Annotated in this window: 19 protein-coding genes, 1 pseudogene and 1 riboswitch; of the genes and pseudogenes, 7 read left to right on the top strand and 13 right to left on the bottom strand. The window is 71.6% G+C overall.

Annotation, left to right across the window (positions count from 1 at the left end; all coding sequences use genetic code 11):
* The first annotated feature begins 228 nt into the window (after window positions 1–228).
* On the top strand, window positions 229–1,338 hold the full coding sequence (gene sepH / locus ABCR94_RS17980; protein ID WP_347120326.1) for a septation protein SepH: 1,110 nt from the start codon (window positions 229–231) through the stop codon (window positions 1,336–1,338).
* Between the two features lie 87 nt (window positions 1,339–1,425).
* On the opposite strand, the gene ABCR94_RS17975 is transcribed toward sepH, so the two are convergent.
* Window positions 1,426–2,253: a sulfurtransferase gene (locus ABCR94_RS17975; protein WP_347120325.1), complete on the bottom strand. Its 828-nt coding sequence runs from the start codon at window positions 2,251–2,253 to the stop codon at window positions 1,426–1,428.
* 225 nt (window positions 2,254–2,478) lie between these two features.
* Here ABCR94_RS17975 and ABCR94_RS17970 point away from each other — a divergent pair, with 225 nt between their 5' ends.
* Window positions 2,479–3,255 carry a VOC family protein gene (locus ABCR94_RS17970; RefSeq protein ID WP_347120324.1) on the top strand — a complete coding sequence of 259 codons (777 nt, stop codon included), beginning with the start codon at window positions 2,479–2,481 and terminating at the stop codon, window positions 3,253–3,255.
* Here ABCR94_RS17970 and ABCR94_RS17965 read toward each other — a convergent pair.
* From ABCR94_RS17965 to ABCR94_RS17950, 4 genes are read right to left on the bottom strand one after another with little or no spacing between them, the layout of a single operon-like run.
* Window positions 3,230–3,928 (bottom strand): thymidine kinase, encoded by a 699-nt coding sequence (locus tag ABCR94_RS17965; RefSeq protein WP_347120323.1) that lies wholly within the window; start codon window positions 3,926–3,928, stop codon window positions 3,230–3,232. The genes ABCR94_RS17970 and ABCR94_RS17965 overlap by 26 nt on opposite strands.
* A gap of 55 nt (window positions 3,929–3,983) precedes the next feature.
* Window positions 3,984–5,171 (bottom strand): alkaline phosphatase family protein, encoded by a 1,188-nt coding sequence (locus tag ABCR94_RS17960; RefSeq protein WP_347120322.1) that lies wholly within the window; start codon window positions 5,169–5,171, stop codon window positions 3,984–3,986.
* Window positions 5,171–5,758, bottom strand: coding sequence for a DUF5998 family protein (locus tag ABCR94_RS17955; protein WP_347120321.1), 588 nt, complete (start codon window positions 5,756–5,758; stop codon window positions 5,171–5,173). Before ABCR94_RS17955 ends, ABCR94_RS17960 begins: the two co-directional genes overlap by 1 nt.
* 39 nt (window positions 5,759–5,797) lie before the next feature.
* Entirely contained in the window at window positions 5,798–8,854 is a 3,057-nt protein-coding gene (locus tag ABCR94_RS17950; RefSeq protein ID WP_347120320.1) for a bifunctional acetate--CoA ligase family protein/GNAT family N-acetyltransferase, read from the bottom strand.
* Window positions 8,855–9,006: 152 nt separating this feature from the next.
* On the opposite strand from ABCR94_RS17950, the gene ABCR94_RS17945 reads away from it, so the two are divergent.
* Window positions 9,007–9,288: an HPr family phosphocarrier protein gene (locus ABCR94_RS17945; protein WP_347120729.1), complete on the top strand. Its 282-nt coding sequence runs from the start codon at window positions 9,007–9,009 to the stop codon at window positions 9,286–9,288.
* 158 nt (window positions 9,289–9,446) lie between these two features.
* Here ABCR94_RS17945 and ABCR94_RS17940 read toward each other — a convergent pair whose 3' ends face one another.
* The 4 genes from ABCR94_RS17940 to ABCR94_RS17925 form a co-directional block, all read right to left on the bottom strand.
* Window positions 9,447–10,130 (bottom strand): GntR family transcriptional regulator, encoded by a 684-nt coding sequence (locus ABCR94_RS17940; protein ID WP_347120319.1) that lies wholly within the window; start codon window positions 10,128–10,130, stop codon window positions 9,447–9,449.
* A gap of 257 nt (window positions 10,131–10,387) precedes the next feature.
* Entirely contained in the window at window positions 10,388–11,206 is an 819-nt protein-coding gene (locus ABCR94_RS17935; RefSeq protein ID WP_347120318.1) for a M23 family metallopeptidase, read from the bottom strand.
* A gap of 13 nt (window positions 11,207–11,219) precedes the next feature.
* A riboswitch (cyclic di-AMP (ydaO/yuaA leader) is annotated at window positions 11,220–11,380 on the bottom strand.
* A gap of 222 nt (window positions 11,381–11,602) precedes the next feature.
* Window positions 11,603–12,985: a M16 family metallopeptidase gene (locus tag ABCR94_RS17930; protein ID WP_347120728.1), complete on the bottom strand. Its 1,383-nt coding sequence runs from the start codon at window positions 12,983–12,985 to the stop codon at window positions 11,603–11,605.
* A 20-nt stretch (window positions 12,986–13,005) separates the two neighbouring features.
* Entirely contained in the window at window positions 13,006–14,361 is a 1,356-nt protein-coding gene (locus ABCR94_RS17925; RefSeq protein WP_347120727.1) for a M16 family metallopeptidase, read from the bottom strand.
* A 214-nt stretch (window positions 14,362–14,575) separates the two neighbouring features.
* Between ABCR94_RS17925 and ABCR94_RS17920 the strand changes: the two genes are divergently transcribed.
* Window positions 14,576–17,029: a DNA gyrase/topoisomerase IV subunit A gene (locus ABCR94_RS17920; protein WP_347120317.1), complete on the top strand. Its 2,454-nt coding sequence runs from the start codon at window positions 14,576–14,578 to the stop codon at window positions 17,027–17,029.
* Between the two features lie 32 nt (window positions 17,030–17,061).
* Here the strand turns inward: ABCR94_RS17920 and ABCR94_RS17915 are convergent, their stop codons facing one another.
* Together ABCR94_RS17915 and ABCR94_RS17910 are read right to left on the bottom strand one after the other, a co-directional pair.
* Window positions 17,062–18,123, bottom strand: a complete 1,062-nt coding sequence (locus tag ABCR94_RS17915) for a CobW family GTP-binding protein (protein WP_347120316.1) — start codon at window positions 18,121–18,123, stop codon at window positions 17,062–17,064.
* 13 nt (window positions 18,124–18,136) lie between these two features.
* Window positions 18,137–19,285 (bottom strand): annotated as a pseudogene (locus ABCR94_RS17910) (citrate synthase); the annotation flags it as partial.
* Between ABCR94_RS17910 and ABCR94_RS17905 the strand changes: the two are divergent.
* From ABCR94_RS17905 to ABCR94_RS17895, 3 genes are all read left to right on the top strand, one after another.
* Window positions 19,233–19,469, top strand: coding sequence for a hypothetical protein (locus tag ABCR94_RS17905; protein WP_347120761.1), 237 nt, complete (start codon window positions 19,233–19,235; stop codon window positions 19,467–19,469). The pseudogene ABCR94_RS17910 and the gene ABCR94_RS17905 sit on opposite strands and share 53 nt — an antisense overlap.
* A gap of 107 nt (window positions 19,470–19,576) precedes the next feature.
* Window positions 19,577–20,809: a citrate/2-methylcitrate synthase gene (locus ABCR94_RS17900; protein ID WP_347120315.1), complete on the top strand. Its 1,233-nt coding sequence runs from the start codon at window positions 19,577–19,579 to the stop codon at window positions 20,807–20,809.
* A 258-nt stretch (window positions 20,810–21,067) separates the two neighbouring features.
* Window positions 21,068–21,544 carry a DUF6082 family protein gene (locus ABCR94_RS17895; protein WP_347120314.1) on the top strand — a complete coding sequence of 159 codons (477 nt, stop codon included), beginning with the start codon at window positions 21,068–21,070 and terminating at the stop codon, window positions 21,542–21,544.
* A 150-nt stretch (window positions 21,545–21,694) separates the two neighbouring features.
* Here the strand turns inward: ABCR94_RS17895 and ABCR94_RS17890 are convergent, their stop codons facing one another.
* On the bottom strand, window positions 21,695–22,372 hold the full coding sequence (locus ABCR94_RS17890; RefSeq protein WP_347120313.1) for a response regulator: 678 nt from the start codon (window positions 22,370–22,372) through the stop codon (window positions 21,695–21,697).
* On the bottom strand, window positions 22,369–24,090 hold the full coding sequence (locus tag ABCR94_RS17885) for an ATP-binding protein (RefSeq protein WP_347120312.1): 1,722 nt from the start codon (window positions 24,088–24,090) through the stop codon (window positions 22,369–22,371). The genes ABCR94_RS17890 and ABCR94_RS17885 overlap by 4 nt, the downstream gene beginning before the upstream one ends.
* Window positions 24,091–24,129 lie beyond the last annotated feature (39 nt).

Below are 24,129 nucleotides of genomic sequence, written 5' to 3'. Positions count from 1 at the left end.
TCGATCCGGCGGCGCCGCGGTTCCGTACGGGCGCCTGCTGCGCAGAGTGACGAGTCGGTCACTTTGTGTCGCAAATAGGTAACCGTGCCATAACGGCGGTCCAGGGCTGATGCCCGACACGCCGGGCAACTCGGCAAGGTTGTGGCAGGCTGCACCCGGGCAGGCCACACTCGACTAGCGGAAGCAGCGACGCACGTGACGTCGGCAGGCACCACCCGGGAGGTCCCCATGCCCGAACTGCGTGTCGTGGCCGTCTCCAATGACGGCACACGACTGGTGCTGAAGGCTGCTGACAGCACGGAGTACACGCTTCCGATCGATGAGCGGCTGCGTGCCGCGGTGCGCAACGACCGCGCCCGTCTCGGCCAGATCGAGATCGAGGTCGAGAGCCACCTTCGCCCTCGCGACATCCAGGCACGGATACGTGCGGGTGCCTCCGCCGAGGAAGTCGCCCAGCAGGCCGGCATCCCCGTCGACCGGGTCCGCCGCTTCGAGGGGCCCGTGCTCGCCGAGCGCGCGTTCATGGCCGAGCGCGCCCGCAAGACGCCCGTCCGCCGCCCCGGCGAGAACACCGGACCCCAGCTCGGCGAGGCGGTGCAGGAACGACTGCTGCTGCGCGGCGCCGACAAGGAGACCGTCCTGTGGGACTCCTGGCGGCGCGACGACGGTACGTGGGAAGTCCTCCTTGTCTACCGGGTCGCGGGCGAGCCGCACTCCGCGAGCTGGACGTACGACCCGCCGCGACGCCTCGTCCAGGCGGTGGACGGTGAGGCGCGCGCGCTGATCGGTGAGGCGGACGACTCGGCGATGGCTGCCGCGCCGGAGCCGAGCTTCCCGTTCGTCCCGCGCATCGCCAGGCTGCCGCGCGACCGGCCGTTGGACCGTTCGCTCGACCGGCCGCTGGACCGCGCACTCGACCGCCAGCTGGAGCGGCAGTTGGAGCGGCCGAGCGCCCCCGCACCGCCCTCGGCCGCCGAGCCCGAGGAGATCACCGCCAGTGAGCGGGACTCGCTGACCAGCCTGCTGGAGGCCGTGCCGAGCTTCCGGGGCGACATGGTTGTGCCGGAGCGGCCCGCGCCGCCGCCGGAGCCGCCCAGGGACGAGCCCTCGTCCGCCCAGGAGCCCGAGGCGGAGCCCGCCGCGCCCGCGGCCTCCGCCGGGGCGGGGTCGGCGTACGCCGATGTGCTCATGCCGCGAGCCGTGGCCGGGCACCGCGACCGGCTCACCGGTACGACGGACCGTCAGGCGGAGGCGGACGGGGTGCGCCCCGGCCGGCGGGCGGCCGTGCCGAGCTGGGACGAGATCGTCTTCGGTACGCGGCGCAAGAAGCAGGACTAGACGCTCCTGACGAGGTCCCCGTACGCATCGCGCACGGGGACCTCGTCATGCGGGGTGACGGTCCGTCTCCGGTCGGCCGGAGACGTCCTACTGCGGGTCGGGTCCTGTGGCCACCGGGCGCGATCCGTCGGCGGACCAATGCGACCAGGACCCGGCATACAACGCCGCCGGGATGCCCGCGACCTCCAGGGCCAGCACCTCGTGGGCTCCCGAGACGCCCGAGCCGCAGTACACGCCGACCGCGGCGGCCTTGCCCGCGCCCAGCGCCCCGAAGCGGTCGGCCAACGCCCCGGCGGGCAGCAGCCGGCCGTCCGGGGCCACGTTCTCCGACGTCGGGGCCGAGACCGCGCCCGGGATGTGCCCGCCGACCCGGTCGATCGGTTCCACATCGCCCCGGTAGCGCTCGGCGGCCCGCGCGTCGAGCAGCAGGCCACTTCGAGCCAATCCGGCGGCGCCGTCGGCGTCGAGCAGCGGCATCGAGCCCGGCGCCGGGACGAAGTCGCCCGCTCCGGGAGCCGGGACCTCGGAGTCGACCGGGCCCGTCCAGGTGGCGAGACCGCCGTCCAGGACCCGGACGTCCTGGTGGCCCGTCCAGCGCAACAGCCACCACGCGCGCGCGGCGGCCCAGCCCTGCCCGCCGTCGTATACGACCACGGGGGTGTCCGAGCGGACGCCGGAGCGTCGCATCGCCGCGCCAAAGGCCTCGACGTCGGGGAGCGGGTGGCGCCCACCTGCTCCGGGCGGCCCGGCGAGCTCCTTGTCGAGGTCGACGAAGGCGGCGCCCGGGATGTGCCCGGCCTCGTACGCGGGGAGGCCGTGCTCCCCGCCCAGCTGGTAGCGGACGTCCAGGAGGACCGGCGGCCGGCTGGCCGCCAAGTCGCTCGCGAGTTCGGATGCGGTGATGATGGCATTCATGGGTGCCATCCTCGCGCAGCCCCCATGGAGTGCGACACCGCGCGGCATTGGCGCCGCAATGGACGCGAAATGGCAAATCGGCCATTCTCCTGCGGGAAGCAGCGGAAAACGGCGCGGCCGGGGCGCGTCGCGCGACAGGTGATGCAAGCATCTGCACGGGTGAGCGCCCACAGCGGCACGCCCGTGTCCCCGCACGACCACTCCAATGGTCCGAGGAGAATGACGATGACCGAGGCAGCGACCCGGTGGCGCACACCCGGAGCGCCCTGCTGGGTGAGCCTGATGGTGCACGGCCTGGCGACGACCCAGGAGTTCTACGGAAAGCTGTTCGGCTGGGAGTTCCGGCCCGGTCCGCAGCAGCTCGGCCCGTATGTCCGTGCGCTGCTCGACGGCAAGGAGATCGCGGGCATCGGGCAGCTGCCACGCGACCGGCACCTGCCCATAGCGTGGACGCCCTATCTCGCGACCCAGGACGTGGATGCCACGGCCGAGGCGATCAGGAGTTACGGCGGGACGGTCGCGGTGGGCCCGCTCGACGCCGGCGAGGCAGGCCGACTGGTCCTCGCGTCGGACCCCGCGGGCGCGGTCTTCGGGGTCTGGCAGGCCGCGGCGCACCTGGGCACGGCGCTCGCAGGAACGCACGGCACGCCGACCTGGAACGAGTTGGTGACCCGCGACACCGCCACGGTCGGCAAGTTCTACCAGGCGGTCTTCGGCTACGAGGTGGAGGCGGTGGTCTCAGCCGACTTCGACTATCTGACCCTGCACGCGGAAGGCCGCCCGGTGGCCTCCGTGCACGGTGTGGGCCATGCCCTGCCGCGGGACAGGGGCGCGCACTGGATGACGTACTTCGAGGTCGAGGACACCGACGCGGCGGCCCACCTGGTGGTGGAGCTCGGCGGGCATGTACTGAAACCGCCCCAGGACGGCTCCAGCGGCCGGGTGGCGACCGTGGCGGACCCGGAGGGCGCGGTCTTCACGATCGTACGGACGCCCCGTTGACCAGGGTGTGCCCGGTGGCCCCGGCCACCGGGTCCACGGGCAGTACATCGGGTGACAGGGCCCCGGCCCGTGCGGCCGCGGACGTCAGCCGGCGCCTGTGGTGGCGTCGGCACAGCACCTCGTAGCCGATCTCGTCCGGCCGGTGGTCGACGTCACCGACGACGACCTGGGCGCCCTCGACGACCATCTCGCCGCCGATCGTCCGCGCGTTGTGCGTGGCCCGCGCGCCGCACCAGCACAGCGCCTCGACCTGCAGCACCTCCACCCGGTCGGCCAGCTCTACCAGGCGCTGCGAGCCCGGGAAGAGCTTGGAGCGGAAGTCGGTGGTGATGCCGAAGGCGAAGACGTCGATGTCCAGGTCGTCGACGACGCGGGCGAGCTGGTCGATCTGGTCGGGGGCGAGGAACTGCGCCTCGTCCACGATCAGGTAGTCGGCGCGACTGCCCTGGGACAGCTGGGCAACGAGGTACGCGTAGAAGTCGAAGCCGTCCCCCGCCTCGACGGCGTCGGTGACCAGACCCAGGCGTGAGGAGAGCTTGCCCGCGCCCGCGCGGTCGTCCCGCGTGAAGATCATGCCGGCCAGGCCGCGCGCGGAGCGGTTGTGCTCGATCTGAAGAGCGAGGGTGCTCTTTCCGCAGTCCATCGTTCCGGAGAAGAACACCAGCTCGGGCATGGGGAGTTGAGGCCTTTCAGATCTGTGCAGGTGGGGTCTCCGCCGGCGGGGCGGGTTACGAACGTACTTCGAGGAGCGGGACGAGCTGCTCGGCGGGGGTCATCGAGCCATGCATGCCCACCATCACGGACTCCCGCGGCTCCTTGCGCGACGCGGTGATCACCACGTCGTCGTGGGCCGCCGCGACGACGTCGCCGATCCGCCCGTACACCCGCTCGTCGATCCGCGGACCGAACCAGCCCGCCGCGATCGCCTCGTCCCTGCTCGCCACCCAGAACTGCTCGCCGAGCACCTCGCGCCAGACGGCGAGCACATCCGCCTCGGCGCCCTGGACGGCGTACACATGCCGGGCCCTGCCCTCGCCGCCGAGCAGCGCGACGCCGGCGCTCAGCTCCCAGTCCTCGTCGAAGTCGATGCGCGACTCCTCGTCGAAGGCGATGTCGATCATGCCGTGGTCGGAGGTGACGTAGAGGGCGGCGCGGGGCGGCAGTTGCTCGGCGAGGCGCCGGACGAGCCCGTCGACGTACATCAGCTGACCGCGCCAGGCGTCGGAGTCGATGCCGAAGCGGTGGCCCTTGCCGTCGACCTCGCTGTAGTACGTGTAGACCAACGAGCGGTCGCCCTCGGCCAGTTGGGCTGCGGCGAGGTCCATCCGGTCCTCGCCGCTGAGCTTGCCGCGGAAGGTGCCGCCGCTCAGCGCGACCTTGGTCAGTGGGGTGTGCTGGAAGTCCGGGGCGGACACCTGGGCGGTGTGCACACCAGCGGCGTCGGCGAGCTGGAAGACCGTGGGGTACGGCTGCCAGATGTGCGGGTCGACCCACGGCTTCCAGCGGAGCTGGTTCATCAGCGCGCCCGTGTCCGGGTTGCGGACGGTGTAGCCGGTCAGGCCGTGCGCGCCGGGCGGCAGGCCCGTGCCGACCGAGGCGAGCGAGGTCGCGGTGGTGGCGGGGAAGCCCGCGGTGATCGGACGGCCGGTGCCGCCGCGGGAGGTGGCGAGGAGCGAGGTGAGATACGGCGCCTCTTCCGGGTGGGCCTTGATCTGCTCCCAGCCGAGCCCGTCGATCAGGAACACGCAGTTGCGGTCGGCGGGCGTCAGCTCGGGTATCGCGGCGCTCGTGCCGGGGACCTCCATGCCGGCCGCGAGCGTGGGCAGCAGGTCGGCGAGCGAGCCACTGCCGTATGCGGGGACGGGGGCGGAGCCGAGGCCGAGCGGAACCGGTTCTGACCAGGCGGGCAGCGCCATCAGTGGTCGGCCGCCGCGGTCGCCTCGGAGAGCGACTGGGCGAACGTGAGCGTCTGGCGGACGGTGTCCGGGCCGTCGCCGGCCTCGCTGACCCGCAGGCTCAGGTCGTCGGCAGTGGTGCTGCCGGTGTAGCCGTGGTCCGCCTCGCAGTCGGGGTCGCCGCAGGCGGCGGGCTCCAGGTCGATACGTGAGACTGCGCCCCAGCCGATGGTCAGGACGACCTCGCGGGGCAGGGTGCCGGGGGTGTACGACTCGGGGTTGGCGACCACCCGGCTGACCACGACGGACGAGATCCGGTCGAGCTTCACGGACTCGGTGGAGGTGGTGGCGTACGGCGTCGGGGAGGTCGTGTCGGCGGCCTGCTCGTCGGTGTGGCTGACGATGAAGCGCTTGCCGGTCAGGACCAGGACGGTGCAATGGCGGCGCACCTCGTTGGAGTCGAAGGTCGTCTCCTGGTGCACGAGGTACGACGAGACCGGCTCACCGCCGACAGCGGCCTCCACCGCTTCGGCCACAAGGGCCGGGTAGTAGCCGCTGCGCTCGATCGCCGTGCGCAGCCCCTGAGTCGTCGTACCGGTCTTAGCCATGCCCTCCATCCTACGGGGCGCCGGGGACCCACAGGCTCGTCAGTAACTGGGGAGACGACGGGGCCCGAGGTCGTCACGGGCGGGCGGGGGCGCGAGCCGGACGGTGGCGCCGAGGACGGACAGGCCGTGCGGGGCGACGACCACGGGTTCCAGTGCGATGCCGATCACTTCGGGGTGGTCGTCGACCAGCAGCGAGACCCGGAGCAGCAGCTCTTCGAGTGCGGCCGTGTCGACGGGGGCGGAGCCGCGCCAGCCGAAGAGCAGCGGGGCGGTGCGGATCGACCTGATCAGTTCGGCGGCGTCGCGGTCGGTGGCCGGCACGAGCCGGTGCGCGGTGTCGCCGAGCAGCTCGGACGCGGCTCCGGCGAGACCGAAGGAGAGGACCGCGCCGGCGGCCGGGTCGATGGCGGCCCGTACGACGGTGTCGACGCCGCGCGGGGCCATCGCCTGGACGACCGGCTGGAGCTCGCCCGGCTTGCCGAGGGCGTCCGTCAACTCGCCGTACGCGCGCCGCAGTTCCTGCTCGGTGGCGAGATCGAGGCGTACGCCGCCGAGGTCGGGGCGGTGGCGCAGGTGCGGGGCGGTGGTCTTGAGCGCGACGGGGTAGCCGAGCCGCTCGGCGGCGGCGACGGCGGCGTCGGGGCCCGGGGCGGGCCGGGTCGGCCGTACGTGGATTCCGTACCGTTCGAACAGGACGCGGGCGTCGTCGCCCGTCAGGGGCAGTCCCCTCGGGTCGGTGTCCTCCCCCAGCATCGCGGTGATCTGCGCGGCGGCGCCGGCCTCGTCGATGTCGTCGTACTGCGGCACCCGCCCCGGCTCGGCGGCCTGGCGCCGCCACTGCGCGTACCTGACGGCCTCGGCGAGCGCCCGGACGGCCCGCTCGGCGGCGGGGTAGGCGGGGATGCGGCGGGTCCGCCCGGGCTCCTGACCGGTGGCTGCCGCTCCCCCGGGGCCGTCGGCGGGCGCGGCGCCCGGCGGAGGAGCTGCGGTGGGCGGGGTGCCCGCAGCGGCTGTCGGCGCCGGGAGCGAGGTCGGGGCCACCGGGGGCGGGGAGAGCGGTGGGGTGCCGACGGGGGCCCGAGTGCTTGCCGCCGGGGCCGGGTCTGCCGGCGCCGGGCGGATCGATGCGGTGGCTGCGGGGGGCGAGGTGCTTGCCGCCGGGCGGCTGCCCGGCCCCGCCCCGCGCCCCGGGCCCGTCTGGCGCGCGGTGCTCGTCGCCGCCGACAACGCCTCCGCCAGGCCGCCGATCTCCACGTGGACCACCGCCACCGGCTTCGCCGGAGCCGTCGCGGCGGCTTCGCGCAGGACGCCGGCCAGGACCTCGCCGTCACCCGATTCCGTCGTGCCGTTGTCGCCCACCCAGGGGATGGCCGTGACGACGACCGCGTCGCACGCGGGGTCGGCGAGTGCTTCCGCGAGCGCCGCGCGGAAGTCCGCCGGGGTCGCGCCCGTCGTCAGGTCGAGCGGCCGCAGCGGGCGCAGCCCCTCGGTCAGGCAGGCGTCGTACGTAAGGAGCCCCAGCGACTCGGAGTTGCCGAGGATCGCGACCCGGGGGCCCGCCGGGAGAGGCTGCCCGGCGAGCAGCAGTCCGGCGTCGACGAGCTCGGTGACGGTGTCGACGCGGATGACCCCGGCCTGCCGCAGCAGCGCGGAAACCGTGGCGTCCGGGATGCGGGTGACGGGAACCGCGTGGCCCGGCGGGGCGCTGCCGCTGTGCCGGGCGCCCTTGACGACGACGACCGGCTTCACGGCCGCCGTGCGCCGGGCGAGGCGGGTGAATTTGCGCGGGTTGCCGATGGACTCCAGGTAGAGCAGGACGACATCGGTGTCGGGGTCCTCGTACCAGTACTGGAGGAAGTCGTTGCCGGAGACGTCCGCGCGGTTGCCGGAGGAGATGAACGAGGACAGGCCCGCGCCGCGCCGGTGGATCCCGGCGAGCAGCGCGATGCCGATGGCGCCCGACTGCGTGAACAGCCCGATGCGGCCCGCGGCGGGCGGCTCGGGCGCCAGCGAGGCATTGAGCCGGACGGCGGCCGAAGTGTTGATGATGCCGAAGGCGTTGGGGCCGATGATGCGCATGCCGTACGAACGGGCCTGGCGCACCAGTTCCCGCTGCCTCTCGCGCCCCGCCGCGCCACTCTCGGCGTAACCGGCGGAAAGGACGACCAGCCCCTGGACCCCGTGCTCGCCGCAGTCCGCGACGACCTCGGGGACCCGCTCGGCCGGTACGGCGACGACGGCGAGGTCGACGGTCTCCCCGATGTCGCCGACGGAGCGGTGGGCGGGCACGCCGTCCACCTCGGTGAGGTCGTCGGGGAAGGCCTTGTTCACGGCGTACGTACGACCGGTGAACCCGGCGGCGAGCAGGTTGCGCAGGACCGCGCGGCCCACGCCGCCCGGCGCGCGCCCGGTGCCGATGACGGCGACCGCGCCGGGGGCGAGGAGGCGCTGCACGGAGCGGGACTCGGCGCGTTGCTCGCGGGAGCGCTGCACGGCCAGCGAGCGGTCGGTCGGCTCCAGGTCGAATTCCAGGCGTACGACGCCGTCCTCGAAGCTGCGCTTCTGGGTGTAGCCCGCGTCCGTGAACACTTTGATCATCTTGGAGTTGGCGGGCAGTACCTCGGCGGCGAAGCGCCGGATCCCGCGCTCGCGGGCGACCGCCCCGATGTGTTCGAGGAGGGCGGAGGCGACGCCGCGACCCTGATGGGCGTCCTGGACGAGGAAGGCAACCTCGGCCTCGTCCGCGTCGGGGCCGGAGGCCGGGCGGCCCTGCTCGTTGATGCGGTCGAACCGCACGGTGGCGATGAACTCGCCGCCCACCGTGGCCGCGAGGCCCACCCGGTCCACGTAGTCGTGATGGGTGAAGCGGTGGACGTCCTTGGCGGACAGCCGGGGGTAGGGCGCGAAGAACCGGTAGTACTTCGACTCGTCCGAGACCTGCTCATAGAAGCTGACCAGCCGCTGTGCGTCATCGGCGGTGATGGGCCGGATCCGCGCCGTACCTCCGTCGCGCAGCACGACGTCGGCTTCCCAGTGAGCCGGGTACGCGTGGTGCCCGTTTTGAACCGGCGGGGCCTGCTCCAGCGGGGGCTGCATGAAGGCAGCCTACGGGTAGCGGGCGCGCAGGGAGCGGGGCAGGCTGAGGCAGGCCGGACAACTCCCGCACAGGGGGCGAAGGTAGGGTCACCGCAGTCCGCACACCGTGAGAGACTGGTCTAGACAACCGTTAGAACATGAAGGGCTACACCATGGTTGAGCGCCGCGTCACCGTCGGCTGGGCCGAGGGCCTGCACGCCCGGCCCGCCTCCATCTTCGTCCGTGCCACGACCGCGTCGGGTGTCCCCGTGACGATCGCCAAGGCCGACGGCAAGCCGGTCAACGCCGCTTCGATGCTCGCGGTGCTCGGTCTGGGCGCGCAGGGCGGCGAAGAGGTCTTGCTCGCTTCCGAGGCCGATGGTTCCGAGGCCGCACTCGACCGGCTGGCGAAGCTGGTCGCCGAGGGTCTCGACGAGCTGCCCGAGACCGTCTGACGCGACTGTCCGACGCGTACGACACGTGCAGAAGAGCCGTGGCGCCCCCGAATTCGGGGGCGCCACGGCTCTTCTAATTTCGAAAGCGCTACGGCGCTGAATTCGGGCAGCAGGAAAATGGCCCCGCCAATTCACTTTCTTTGTATACGGCGCGCCTGTTAATTACGGCCGCCCACGGTGTTTACGGCGTGTTGCGAAGTCCTCACCTGTTCCGGTGCCGGATGGCGCAGCCGGTGCGCCGGGACCGCGCGTTCGGCATGCAGCGCGGTCAGCGCCCTGGCCCGCTCCGCGTCGCCGCGCGCCACCGCGTCCACGATCGCGCCGTGCTCCGCCCAGGACTCGACCGGACGGGCGTGCTGCTCTACGGCGTACATCCAGGTGACCTTGTGCCTGAGCTGGGTGAGCAGGGCCGTCAGGCCGGGGCTGCCGGAGGCCTGGGCGAGGGTCTCGTGGAACCAGCCGCCGAGTGAGCGCAGATCCTCGCCCTGCCCCCGGCGGGCCCGCTCCTGACCCAGCCTGACCAGGCCGCGCAGCACCTTGAGGTGCGCGTCGGTGCGCCGCCTGGCGGCCCGTGCGGCGCCCAGCGGCTCCAGCAGCGTCCGGACCTCCAGGAGGTCGGCGGCCTCCTGCTCGGTGGGCTCGGCGACGCAGGCGCCCGCGTGCCGTCGGGTGGTGACGAACCCTTCGGACTCCAGGGTGCGCAAGGCCTCGCGCACCGGGACGCGCGAGACGCCGTAGCGGCGCGCCAGCAGCTCCTCGGTGAGCCGGCCGCCGCGCGCGAAGACACCGGAGACGATGTCGTCACGAATTGCCGTGCATACCGAATGCGCGGGAATGCGCATGGCCGAACCTCCGCCTTAATCCCCGCGAAACGCGGTCGATCCACTCCTGTTCTGCGACTCTATTGCAGCAACCGCGAATTTCCGATGGGCAGCCTGAATTCATGGATATCTTTCGGCCATCCCCGAAGGACTGTGTACGGGCAGAGGTACGCACGGTCGCACCGCGTACGCCGAAGGCCCCGGCGGGAAGCCGGGGCCTTCGGGAATGCTCAGTGCGGCGGGCAGCGGGCCGGCCCTCAGGGGCCCGCTCGGCGGTCTCAGGCGTTGACGCCGTGTCCGCGCAGGTACGCGACGGGGTCCATGTCCGAGCCGTACTCGGCGCTCGTACGGGCCTCGAAGTGCAGGTGCGGTCCTGTCGAGTTGCCGGTCGAGCCCGAGACACCTATCTGCTGGCCGGGCGTGACGGCCTGGCCGACGGTGGCGGTGATGGACGAGAGGTGGCCGTACTGCGTGAACGTGCCGTCGTTCATCTTGACGACGACGTTGTTGCCGTACGCGCCTCCCCAGCCGGCCTCGACGACGGTGCCCGCGCCGACGGCCACGACGGAACTGCCGGACGCGGCACGGAAGTCGACGCCGGAGTGGCTGCCGGAGGACCAGAGCGAGCCGCCGGACTTGTAGCCGGTGGTCACGGCGGAGCCGGAGACCGGGAGCGTGTACGAGGTGAGGCGCTTGCGCTCGGCGGCACGCGCGGCGCGCTCCTTGGCCTCGCGCTCGGCGCGCTGCTTCTTGGCCTTCGCCTCGGCCTTGCGCTCGGCTTCCGCCTTGCGCTCCGCGGCGGCCCTGCGCTCGGCCGCGGCCTTGCGCTCGGCCTTGTCCGCGGCCTGCTGCTGCGCCTTGGCCTGGGCGGCTATCTGGTCGGCCAGGGAGTCGTTGATGTCGATGGCCTGGGTCAGGCCGGTGTCCTCGACGGAGAGGGCCGCGCCTGCGCCCTTGCCCTCGGCGGCGACGGCCGGGGAGGCGAGCGTTCCGATGACGCCGGTCGTCGCGAGGGCGGCAACGCCTGCGATGTTCGCGCCTCTGCGCGTCATGCGGCTGGGACGCCGGTGCTTACCGGTGGTGCGGCTGAACGCCATGGAGGGGCTGGTCCTTTCCTTCCTTCTCGCCTACCGGGTTAGCTGACGGGTTCGGAGCAGGAAGGTCTCCTACGGGCCCCTCCGGGGTACGGAGGCGTCCGATTCACCCCAGGGACTGAATGGGTCCCCGGCTCCCCAGGCTCGCGCCTGACGGGGACTCGGCGATGACTGTCCGGTGCCGCGGCTGCGGCTCATGCTGACGGACAGCCGGACCGACGCTAAACGGCACATCTTTCAATCACCAAACAGACAGAGCGTTTTGTAACGCACCCCACATACCAGACAGGCAACCACCACAACAAAACGGACATATGAGAAGGACCCCGGCGGCTTGTTGGCCACCGAGGTCCCTCTACGTCCCGCTATGCGCCTCTATGTGAGTGAGGTAGTACGGACTCAGCCCGTTACCACCGTCACGTCACCGATACCGAGGGCCCTGACGGGCTCCTCGATCTGCGACGCGTCCCCGACGAGCACCGTGACCAGACGGTCCTCGGGGAAGGCGCTGACGACGGCCGCGGTGGCCTCCACCGTGCCCGTCTCGGCGAGGCGTGCGTACAGCTGGGCCTGGAAGTCGTCGGGCAGCTGCTGCTCGACCTGATCGGCCAGCGTGCCGGCGACCGCGGCGGCCGTCTCGTACTTGAGCGGCGCGACACCCACCAGGTTCTGGACGGCGACATCGCGCTCGGCGTCCGTGAGGCCGCCGGCCGCGAGGGTGCGCAGCACCTTCCAGAGGTCGTCGAGCGCGGGTCCGGTGGACTCGGTGTCCACCGAGCCGCTGATGGCGAGCATCGCGGCGCCGGTGGCCGCGCCCTCCGAGGAGGGCGCGGCGGAGCGCAGCACCTGGCCGAAGGCGCGCACGCCGTAGGTGTAGCCCTTCTCCTCGCGCAGGACGCGGTCGAGACGCGAGGTGAGGGTGCCGCCCAGGCAGTACGTACCGAGCACCTGGGCCGACCACACACGGTCGTGCCGGTCGGCGCCGATCCGGCCGATGAGCAGCTGCGTCTGCACGGCGCCCGGCCGGTCCACGATGACGACGCGGCCCGTGTCGTCGGCGGTGATCGGCGGCACGGGACGGGCCGGGGCGGTGTTGCCCGTCCAGACCCCGAGGGTCTCGGCCAGTACGGCGTCCAGGTCGACACCTTCGAGGTCACCGACGACCACGGCGGTGGCCGTCGCCGGGCGCACATGCGCGTCGTAGAAGCCCTTGACGCCGGCGGCGTCGATGCACTTGACCGTTTCCTCGGTGCCCTGGCGGGGGCGCGACATGCGCGAGGTGGCCGGGAACAGCTCCTTGGAGAGCTGCTTGGCGGCGCGCCGCGACGGGTTGGCCGCCTCGTGCGGGATCTCGTCGAGCCTGTTGGCCACCAGACGCTCGATCTCGGCGTCCGCGAAGGCCGGTGCGCGCAGCGCGTCGGCCAGCAGGCCGAGCGCCTTGGGCAGCCGGGAGACCGGGACCTCCAGGGAGACCCGGAGGCCGGGGTGGTCCGCGTACGCGTCGAGGGTGGCGCCGCAGCGCTCCAGCTCTGCGGCGAACTCCTCGGCGGAGTGCTTGTCGGTGCCCTCGGAGAAGGCCCTCGCCATGATCGTGGCGATGCCGTCGAGGCCCTCGGGCTCGGCCTCCAGCGGGGCGGCGAGGAAGATCTCGACGGCCATGACCTGCTGGCCGGGGCGGTGGCACCGCAGCACGGTCAGGCCGTTGGGCAGGGCGCCGCGCTCGGGGGCGGGAAAGGCCCACGGGGTGGCGGTGCCCGCGCCGGGCTGCGGGTGGAACGTCATGCTGACGGCAGCGGTGTCGGTCACAGGTCCGCCCCTTCCTGCTCTTCGGTCTCGTCGGCGGCGTCCGCGTCGGCCTGGGTGGGTTCGTACACCAGGACCACCCTGTTGTCCGGGCGGAGCCTGGCCCTGGCGGCTGCCTGCACCTCTTGCGCGGTGACGTCCAGCACGCGCCCGACCGCGGTCAGTGCAAGCTGCGGGTCGCCGAACAGGACGGCGTAGCGGCAGAGTTCGTCGGCGCGGCCGGCGACCGTGCCGAGCCGGTCGAGCCACTCGCGCTCCAGCTGGGCCTGCGCGCACTCCATCTCCTCGGGCGTGGGGCCCTCGGCGGCGAACTTCGCCAGCTCCTCGTCGACAGCGCGCTCGATGTCGGGAATCTCCACACCGGCCGACGTCTTGACGTCGAGCCAGCCGAGCGAAGGCGCGCCCGACAGGCGCAGCAGACCGAAGCCGGCCGCGACGGCCGTGCGGTCACGCCGGACCAGCCGGTTGTGCAGCCGGGAGGACTCGCCGCCGCCGAGGACGGTGAGCGCCAGATCGGCCGCGTCCGCCTCGCGGGTGCCGTCCTGCGGCAGCCGGTAGGCGGCCATCAGCGCGCGGGCCGGGACGTCCTCCTCGATGACCTCGCGCAGCTCCGAGCCGATGATGTCGGGGAGGGAGCCGTCACGCGGGGGCTGCTTGCCGTCGTGGGACGGGATCGAGCCGAAGTACTTCTCGATCCAGGCGAGCGTCTGCTCGGGGTCGATGTCGCCGACGACCGAGATCACCGCGTTGTTGGGCGCGTAGTACGTACGGAAAAAGGCCCGTGCGTCTTCGAGCGTCGCGGCGTCCAGGTCGGTCATCGAACCGATCGGCGTGTGGTGGTACGGGTGCCCCTCGGGGTACGAGAGGGCGGTCAGCTTCTCGAATGCCGTGCCGTAGGGCACATTGTCGTACCGCTGGCGGCGCTCGTTCTTGACGACGTCGCGCTGGTTCTCCATGGACTCTTCGTCGAGCGCGACGAGCAGTGAGCCCATCCGATCGGCTTCCAGCCACAGGGCCAGCTCCACCTGGTGGGTGGGCATCGTCTCGAAATAGTTGGTGCGCTCAAAGCTGGTCGTGCCGTTGAGCGAACCGCCCGCACCCTGCACCAGCTCGAAGTGGCCGTTGCCCTTCACCTGCGCCGAGCCCTGGAACATCAGGTGCTCGAAGAGGTGAGCCAGGCCCGTACGGCCCTTGACCTCGTGCCGCGAACCGACGTCGTACCAGAGGCAGACCGCGGCAACCGGGGTCAGGTGGTCCTCGGAAAGCACCACACGAAGGCCATTGGCCAGCCGGTGCTCAGTCGCTGTCAGGCCGCCGGAGCCGGCCTGCACTGTGGCCGTGTGACCCATGGGCATGTACGTCCCTTCGATCGCGATAAGGAGAAGTCCTGCCACTGTATGCAAGCGTGCTGACACCTGGCGAAGTTCCCGTTCCGGATACGCCCTCAGGGAACGTCCTGGAGGGCGCTTCGGACGGGTCGAGGTCGGCGATGTCAGCGCGCCGGTCCACAATGGTCGGCGTCAAGACCCAGAACTTGCCCTACAGAACCGCGAAGGAGCCGCAGCCGCGATGGCCCGCCGCAGCACGAAGACCCCGCCGCCGGACGATGCGTTCGAGGAGAAGATCCTCGATGTCGACGTCGTCGACGAAATGCAGGGCTCCTTCCTTGAGTACGCGTACTCGGTGATTTACTCGCGAGCGCTGCCCGACGCCCGCGACGGTATGAAGCCGGTGCACCGCCGCATCGTCTACCAGATGAACGAGATGGGGCTGCGGACCGACCGCGGCTATGTGAAATGTGCCCGCGTCGTCGGCGAGGTGATGGGTAAGCTCCACCCGCACGGCGACGCGTCGATCTACGACGCGCTCGTCCGGATGGCGCAGCCCTTCTCGATGCGGCTGCCGCTGGTCGACGGACACGGGAACTTCGGCTCCCTCGGCAACGACGACCCGCCCGCCGCCATGCGGTACACCGAATGCCGGATGGCCGACGCCACGTCGCTGATGACCGAGTCGATCGACGAGGACACCGCCGACTTCACGGCGAACTACGACGGGCAGGAGCGGGAGCCGGTCGTGCTCCCGGCGGCCTACCCGAACCTGCTGGTCAACGGCGCTTCCGGGATCGCCGTCGGCATGGCGACGAACATGCCCCCGCACAACCTGGGCGAGGTGATCGCCGCCGCCCGGCACTTGATCAAGCACCCGGGTGCCGACCTTGAGACGCTGATGCGTTTTGTGCCGGGTCCCGACCTGCCGACCGGTGGCCGGATCGTGGGCCTGGGCGGAATCAAGGACGCGTACGAGAACGGCCGCGGTACCTTCAAGATCCGTTCGACGGCGACCATCGAGGACGTGACACCGCGCCGCAAGGGCCTGGTCATCACCGAACTGCCGTTCACCGTCGGCCCCGAGAAGGTGATTGCCAAGATCAAGGACCTGGTCGGCGCGAAGAAGCTCCAGGGCATTGCGGACGTCAAGGACCTCACCGACCGCATGCACGGACTGCGGCTGGTCATCGAGATCAAGAACGGCTTCGTCCCGGAGGCCGTCCTTGAGCAGCTCTACAAGCTGACGCCGATGGAAGAGACCTTCGGCATCAACAATGTGGCGCTGGTTGACGGCCAGCCGTTGACGCTGGGGCTCAAGGAGCTCCTTGAGGTCTATCTGGACCACCGTTTCGAGGTCGTACGCCGCCGCAGCGAGTTCCGCCGCACCAAGCGGCGTGACCGGCTGCACCTGGTCGAGGGCCTGCTCGTCGCGCTGCTCGACATCGACGAGGTCATCCGCCTCATCCGCTCAAGTGACAACTCGGCGCAGGCCAAGCAGCGGCTCATCGAGCAGTTCTCGCTGAGCGACATCCAGACGATGTACATCCTGGACACGCCGCTGCGCCGGCTCACCAGGTTCGACAAGATCGAGCTGGAGAGCGAGCGCGACCGGCTGACCGGCGAGATCGACGAGCTGACCGGCATCCTGGAGTCGGACGCCGAGCTGCGCAAGATGGTCTCGACCGAGCTGGCCGCGGTGGCCAAGAAGTTCGGCACCGACCGGCGCACGGTCCTGCTGGAGTCGGGCAGTTCACCGATCGCCGCGGTGCCGCTGGAGGTCGCGGACGATCCCTGTCGGGTCCTCCTGTCGTCGACCGGGCTGCTCGCGCGTACGGCCAATGGCGAGCCCCTGGTCATGGACGACGCCCGGCGCGCCAAGCACGATGTGATCATCTCGGCGGTGCCCGCCACGGCGCGGGGCGACGTGGGGGCGGTGACCTCGGACGGGCGACTGCTGCGGCTCGGCGTGATCGACCTGCCACAGCTGCCCGGCACGGCGTCCGCGCCCAATCTCTCGGGCGGGGCGCCGGTTTCGGAATTCCTGTCCCTGGAGGCGGACGAGACCCTGATCTGTCTCACCACCCTCGACGAGTCCTCTCCGGGGCTGGCGATCGGCACCGAGCAGGGTGTGGTGAAGCGGGTCGTCCCGGACTACCCGGCCAACAAGGACGAGCTGGAGGTCATCTCCCTCAAGGACGGTGACCGGGTGGTCGGTGCGGCCGAACTGCGCACGGGCGAGGAGGACTTGGTCTTCATCACCGACGACGCCCAGCTGCTGCGCTTCCAGTCCGGGCAGGTCAGGCCGCAGGGCCGTCCCGCCGGCGGCATGGCGGGCGTCAAGCTCGCCGACGGCGCCAAGGTGATCGCCTTCAGCGCGGTGGACCCGGCGGCCGACGCCATGGTGTTCACCGTCGCCGGAGCACGCGGCACGCTGCTCGGGGACACCGAGACATCGGCCAAGCTCACCCCGTTCGACCAGTACCCACGCAAGGGCCGGGCCACTGGCGGAGTGCGCTGCCAGCGCTTCCTCCGGGGCGAGGACACCCTGATCCTGGCCTGGGCGGGCACGGCGCCACCGCGCGCGGCCCAGAAGAACGGCACACCAGTGGAGCTGCCGACCCCGGACCCGCGCCGGGACGGCTCGGGCACCCCGCTGGCGGCGGAGATCGCGGCGCTGGCAGGGCCTGTGTAACGGGGGAGGCGACCGGGCCGGTCGGGCCCGTCTCAGTCCTCCGCCTGTACGTATCGCAGGACGCCCCACATGTTGCGCTCATCGGCAGCATGTGGGGCGTCCTGCGGAGCGGTCTCCCGGCAGGACGCCAGTTCCTTGCCCAGCGCATCGGCATCGATCCCGGCGCCGATGAGTACGAGCTGGGTGAGGCGCGGCGCCTCCCGGCCCCAGGGCGCGGGGTAGAAGCGCAGGAACCGGCCGACGGCGTGCACCGCGTACTGGTTGCGGGCATCCGCCGCACCGAAGTCGACGTACCCCTTGATCCGGTAGAGGCCCACAGGCCTGGAGTCGAGGAACTCCATCAGGCGGCGCGGGTTCATGGGCTCGTGCGAGGTGAACGAAACGCTCTCGTACGCCGCGTGCAGGTGACCGGCGTGATCGCCGTGTTCCTCGTCCGCTTCGGCGCGCAGGTCCTCGAAGGACAACTGGCGCGCCCTCTCCCCGCCGTCCGGCCGCACGGCGGGATCGAAGAGCAGCGCCGGATCGATCCGCCCGTACTCCGCACGGACCACGGCCGCGCCCTCGGTGAGGTCGCCGATGGTGGCGAGGACGCGGTCGAGCTGCTCCTTCGTCACCCGGTCCGTCTTGTTCAGGACAACAAGATCGGCGATGGCGAGATGCCGGTCGATCTCGGGGTGCCGCTCGCGGGTCGCGTCGAACTCGGCGGCGTCGACGACCTCGGCGAGACCGCCGTACACCACCCGGTCGTTCTCACCGGCCAGGATCATCCGGACCAGCTCCTGAGGCTCGGCGAGACCGCTCGCCTCGATGACGATCACATCGAGACCGACCGCGGGCCGGGCCAACTTCTCCAAGTAGACGTCGAGTTCGCTCGCGTCGACGGCGCAGCACAGACAGCCGTTGCCGAGCGAGACCGTGGAGTCCCCGAGCTGCCCGGCCACCGCCATGGCATCGATCTCGATGGCCCCGAAGTCATTGACGATCGCGCCGATCCTGGTGCCCCTGCTCCGGGCCAGCAGATGGTTGAGCAAGGTGGTCTTGCCCGATCCCAGAAAGCCCGCGAGGACGATGACCGGGATCTGCTTCTTGCTCACCGGGGGGCCTTTCTCAGAGCGCGGGCACGGGCTGCGGCGGAGGCGGGCCGATATAGCGGGCCGCCGGGCGGATGATCTTCGAGTCCGCCGCCTGCTCCAGGATATTGGCGCTCCAGCCGACCACCCGCGCCGCACAGAACGTCGGCGTGAACATCTCGCGCGGCAGCCCGCACAGCTCCATGACCACTCCGGCGTAGAACTCCACGTTGGTGTGCAGCTCACGCCCCGGCTTGAGCTCGGCGAGGATCTTCTCCACCCGTGCCTCCACCTGGACCGCGAGCTCCACCAGGGGGCCGCCGAACCGCTCCGCGATCCCGCGCAGCATCCGCGACCTCGGGTCCTCGGTGCGGTAGACGGGATGCCCGAAGCCCATGATCCGGTCGCCTGCGAGGACGCGCTCGCGGATCCAGCCGTCGATGCGGTCGGGTGTCCCGATCGCGTCGAGGGTGTCCAGGGCGCGGCTGGGCGCCCCGCCGTGCAGCGGCCCGGAGAGGGCGCCGACCGCGGCGACCAGGCAGGCCGCGATGTCCGCGCCGGTGGACGCGACGACCCTGGCGGTGAAGGTCGAGGCGTTGAAACCGTGGTCGACGGTGGAGATCAGATACGGCTCGACGGCCTCGACCTGGGCGGCATCCGGCTCCGAACCGGTCAGCATGTAGAGGTAGTTGGCGGCGTACGGCAGGTCGTCGCGCGGCTCCACGGGGTCGAGCCCCCGGCCGAGCCGGTGCAGTGCGGTGAGCAGCGTGGGTACGGCGGCGCAGGCGGCCAGCGCGTCGTCGCGGCGCCGGTCGGCGTCGAGGTCGTACACGGGCCGGTATGCCGAGGCCGCGCCGAGCAGCGAGAGCGCGGTGCGCAGCCCGGCGAGCGGGCCCGACCCGGCGCCGGCGCGGGCCAGGGCGGGCAGCACATCCCGTACGCCGACGGGCAGGTGGCGCAGGGCCGCCGTCCTGGCGGTGAAGGCGGCGCGCTCGTCGGCGCCGGGCAGCTCCCCGTAGAACATCAGGTGCCAGACGTCCTCGAAGGTGCGTTTCTGCGCGAGCTCCACGGCCGAGTACTGGCGGTAGTGGTAGAAGCCCTCGCGGCCCCGGACGTCGCCGAGTGCGGTGTCGGTGACGACGACGCCCGCGAGGCCGCGCGGTACATCGAGCGGGGCGTGGCTGGTGCTGGTGCTGGTGCTGGTGCTGGTGCTGGAGCTGGAGCTGGAGCTGGTGCTGGTGCTGGTGCTGGTGCTGGAGCTGGAGCTGGAGCTGGAGCTGGAGCTGGAGCTGGAGCTGGAGCTGGAGCTGGAGCTGGTGCTGGTGCTGGTGCTGGTGCTGGTGGGCATTTCTTCCTCCCGGAGCGTCTGAGAAGTCGTGAAGCGTGAAGCATCCCCATGCCTATATTGATTCGACTGTCTATCCTTGACTCAATCTCTGTCAATATTGATTGAATCAACATGGATACGGTGGATCACATGACGGATCAGGGCACGGACGGGGAGCGCCTCACCACTCGGGAGGCCGCCGAGCGGCTCGGCGTCAAGCCGGAGACCGTGTACGCCTACGTGAGCCGCGGCCGGCTGAGCAGCCGTCCCGCGCCCGGCGGGCGCGGCAGCACGCTCGACGCCGGTGAGGTCGACGCCCTGGCGCGGCGCACCGGCCGCCGCGAGCCCTCGACCGCCGCCGATCCGGTCTTCCGCACCCGCCTCACCCTCATCGAGGAGAACCGCTACTACTTTCGTGGTGTCGACGCGGTCGAACTCGCCGGCCGGTACGGCTACGAGGAGGTCGCGGAGTGGCTGTGGACCGGGGCGCTGCGACCGGGCATCCGGTTCACCGCACCCCGCGAGACCCTGGAGGCCGCGCGCCGTACGGTCGCCGCACTGCCCGCGCACAGCGGGCCGTTGGACCGGCTCCGTGTCGCGGCTGTCGCGGCGGCGGCCACCGACCCGCTGCGCTTCGACCTCTCCCCCGAGGCCGTGCTCGGCAGCGCGCGCAGCCTGATCCCCACCCTGGTCGGCGCACTGCCGGAGGCCGGGCTGCCGAATCGCGCCGGCGACCGGCTGGCCGGGCAGCTGTGGCCGCGGCTCACCGCGCTGCCCGCCGACGATGCGTCACTCGCCGTACTGGACACGGCACTTGCCCTGCTGGTCGACCACGACCTGGCGGCGTCCACGCTGGCCGCACGGGTCGCGGCCTCCGCCAGGGCCCATCCGTACGCGGTGATCTCCGCGGGCCTGGGGGTACTGGAGGGCCCCCTGCACGGCGCCGCGAGCGGGCTCGCCCACCGGATGCTCGCCGAGGTCGTCCAACGGGGCGGCGCGGCCCCGGTGATCGCGGACCACCTGCGCAACGGGCAGCGCATCCCGGGGCTCGGGCATCGCCTCTACACGGCCGAAGACCCGCGCGCCCAGGCCCTGTTCGCGCTCCTGGAGGAGATTCCACGGGCGGCCCCGGCCCTGGCGGCCGCCCGTGACATCGTCCGCACGACGGCCCGCCACACCCCGCTGCACGCCAATGTGGATCTCGCGCTGGCGGTGCTCTCGGTCTCCGCGCGGATGCCCGCGGAGGCCGGCGAGACGGTGTTCGCGGTGGCCAGGACGGCGGGCTGGATCGCGCACGCACTGGAGGAGTACGAGGAGCGGCCGCTGCGGATGCGCCCCAGCGGGCAGTACGTGGGGCCCCGCCCCCCACAGCCGTTGCCGTAGCGGCCCGTTCAGGACACGGGCCGAAGCGACCCGAAGTGAACGATTGTTAGCGGCGCGCACCGGGCACACATTTGACACGGCGTGCGGCACAAAGCTGAACCGTTCCTCCTGTGCGCCGTCCTTCCGCCTCCCGCCGGTCAGAGCCGCCCGGCATCCTGGGAGGTGGCGCATGCAGTTAACGACCGCTCACCCGGCCCGTCCGACCTGCTCCACCTGCTCGGTGGCCGGTGACGGCCGCCTGTCATTCGGGGGTTGGGTATGGATGTACGGGGATATGGACAACCGCGGGGGGTCGCGGCCGGGCTGGCGTTCGGGGCAGCCGTCGCTGCCCTGATGCTTCAGCAGCGCCATCTGCACCGGCGCGCGGACCTGGCCGAAAAACACCGGCTCCAGTTCGACCTGCTCTGCAAGGCGATGGACGACCCGGAACTGGCCGCCGTACTGGATACGTACGAGGACGAGGTGCGGCCGGAGAGGCAGCGGCAGTTCCTGCTGGCCAACGCTCTTTACGGGAACCTGCTGCATGCCTACCGGCTGCGCACCACGGACCGGGAGGAAACGCTCGGCCATCTGCGGGGCATCTGCCAGAGCCGCATCTTTCGGGCCTACTGGGACGCCACACGTCACCACCGGGAGAGCCTGCCCGCCGGCTCCCAGGAGAGACGGCTGGCCGAGCTGGTGGACGAGATCGTGGCCAGGGCGAGTGAGGAGCGCGACGAGTGGTGGGTCGCCTGAAACACATGCCCTCTGGGGTGAGGTCTCGAAAGGACGGACGCGCGCCCGTCCTTTCCGCTCGGCGCGCATCCTTGCCCTCGACGCCGGGGGCGCGCGCCCCCGGGCTGCGCTGTTCACCCCGGTGCCGAGATCGCCCCGGCGTCGCATCTCCTAGCGACTGGACGCCCACGCGTACCGGTGTTCCGGGCGCCCGGTCTCCCCGTACTTCAGACTCAGCCGTACCCGTCCCGTCCGCTCAAGCAGCTTGAGATAGCGCTGCGCGGTCTGCCGGCTCATACCGCCGCGCTCCGCGATCTCGTGCGCGGACAACGGCCCGTCCGCCGCCAGCAACACCTGCCTGACCACCTCCGCCGTGGTCGGCGAGTGCCCCTTGGGAAGGTCGGGGGAGCCGGACACCGACAGCGCGCCGAAGATGCGGTCCACCTCGGCCTGCTCCGCCTCGCCGCCACCGTCCAGGGTGCGGCGCAGGGCGGCGTACGCCTCCAGCTTGGTGCGCAGCCCGGCGAAGTTGAACGGTTTCACCAGGTACTGGAGTGCCCCCTGGCGCATCGCCGCCTGGACCGTCGCGACGTCGCGCGCCGCCGTCACCATGATCACGTCGGTCTGGAATCCGAGCCCGCGAAGCTCCCGTACGAGCGCGAGACCGTTCCCGTCGGGCAGATAGTGATCGAGGAGGACCAGATCGACGGAGCGGTTCCGGATCTGCTCCAGCGCCTCGGCGGCGGAATGCGCCCGTCCCGCGACGCGGAAGCCCGCCACCTTGGTCACATAGGCGGCGTTGATCTCCGCGACTCGGACATCGTCGTCGACCACGAGTACGTCGATCATCGTGCTTCTCCCGCCGTGTTGGGGTCCGCCGTGCTCAGACCCGCCGTGCTCAGACCTGCTGTGTCCGGCCCCGCCGTGTCCGGCCCCGCTGTATCCAGCTCCGCATCGGTCAGTTCCTCCGGCAGTACGACGGTGAATTCGGCCCCGCCGTCCGCGCCGGCCCCGGCCCGCGCGCTGCCGCCCTGCCGCTCCGCGAGCCTGCGGACCAGCGCCAGGCCGAGGCCGCGCTTGCCGTGTGCGGGCAGTTCCTTGGTCGACCAGCCCTCGGTGAAGATCAACTCGCGTTGTTCGGCGGGGACTCCGGGCCCGCTGTCGGTCACCCGCAGGACGGCCGTACGCCCCTCGGCGCGCAACTCGACCTCGATCCGCGCGTCCGGGGAGCCCGCCGACGCGTCCAGCGCGTTGTCGACGAGATTGCCGACGACGGTGACCAGGCCGCGAGGGTCCACCAGGCGGTCGGGCAGCAGCGTCGCGCCCGAGAGCCGCAGCGAGACACCGCGCTCCGCGGCGACCGTGGCCTTGCCGACAAGGAGGGCGGCAAGCAGCGGATCGTGGATCTTCTCGGTGACTTGCTCGGCGGTGGCGCGGTGCACACCGGCGACCTCGGTGACGAACTCCACCGCCTCCTCGTGCATGCCCAGTTCCAGCAGCCCAAGAAGCGTGTGCATCCGGTTGGCGTGCTCGTGGTCCTGGGCGCGCAGGGCGTCGATCAGACCGCGGGTCGAGTCCAGCTCGCGGCCGAGCTGCTCCAGCTCGGTGCGGTCGCGCAGGGTCGCGACGGCGCCACCGTCATCGGTCGGCATCCGGTTGGTGACCAGCACCCGCTGACCGCGCACAGTCAGCAGGTCGTCGCCGGTGACCCGGCCCGCCAGCACATCGGCGGTACGGCCCTCGCCCAGCGCCTCGTCCAGGGGCCGCCCGGTGGCCTCGGTGCCGAGCCCCAGCAGCCGCTGCGCCTCGTCGTTCATCAGCCGGATCCTGCCCGCGGCGTCGATCGCCACGACGCCCTCACGGATGCCGTGCAGCATCGCCTCACGTTCGGTGAGCAGCGCGGAGATGTCGGAGAAGGCCAGGTCGTGGGTCTGCCGCTGGAGCCTTCGGGAAATGAGATACGCCGCGAGCGCACCGACGGCGAGTGCGCCCCCCGCGTACGCCAGCAGCCCGGGGATCGCCGCAAGCAGCCGGGCCCGCACGCTGTCGTATTCGATGCCGACCGAGACCGCGCCGACGATCTCGCCCTCCGCGTCACGCAGCGGTACCTTGCCGCGGGCGGAGCGGCCGAGAGTGCCGTCGTCGATCTCCATGACCTCCCGGCCGGCGAGCGCGTCGCTGGGATCGGTGGACACCACCCGGCCGATCCGGTCCCGGTCGGTGTGGGACCAGCGGACCCCGCGCCTGTCCATGATCACGACGTACTCGGCGCCGGTGGAGCGCCTGATGCGGTCCGCCTCGGTCTGCACGGGCCCGTCGAAGCGGGGCGGCGAGTCGGCCAGTGCCTCGGCGAGCCGGGGCCGGGCCGCTGTGGTCTGCGCGATGGCTAGGGCGCGCCGCATCGCCTCGTCGTCGAGCTGGGTGCTGAGCGGTGCGAGGAAGAGGCCGGTGGCAAGCACCGTCACCCCGGTGGCGATGGCCAGCTGCATCAGCAGAACCTGAGAGAAGACGCGCTGGGGCCAGCCCAGACGCAGTCGCCTGCCGGAGGTGGTCGGTGCGGCACTCATATGTACGCACGGTAGAGCGCCCGAGCCGACATTTTGAAC

Origin of the sequence: Streptomyces changchenzhani (genome assembly GCF_039766235.1) — a bacterium.
GTDB lineage: Bacteria > Actinomycetota > Actinomycetes > Streptomycetales > Streptomycetaceae > Streptomyces.
Note: the sequence above shows the minus strand (reverse complement) of the source record. Positions and strands in the feature narration are given on the sequence as shown.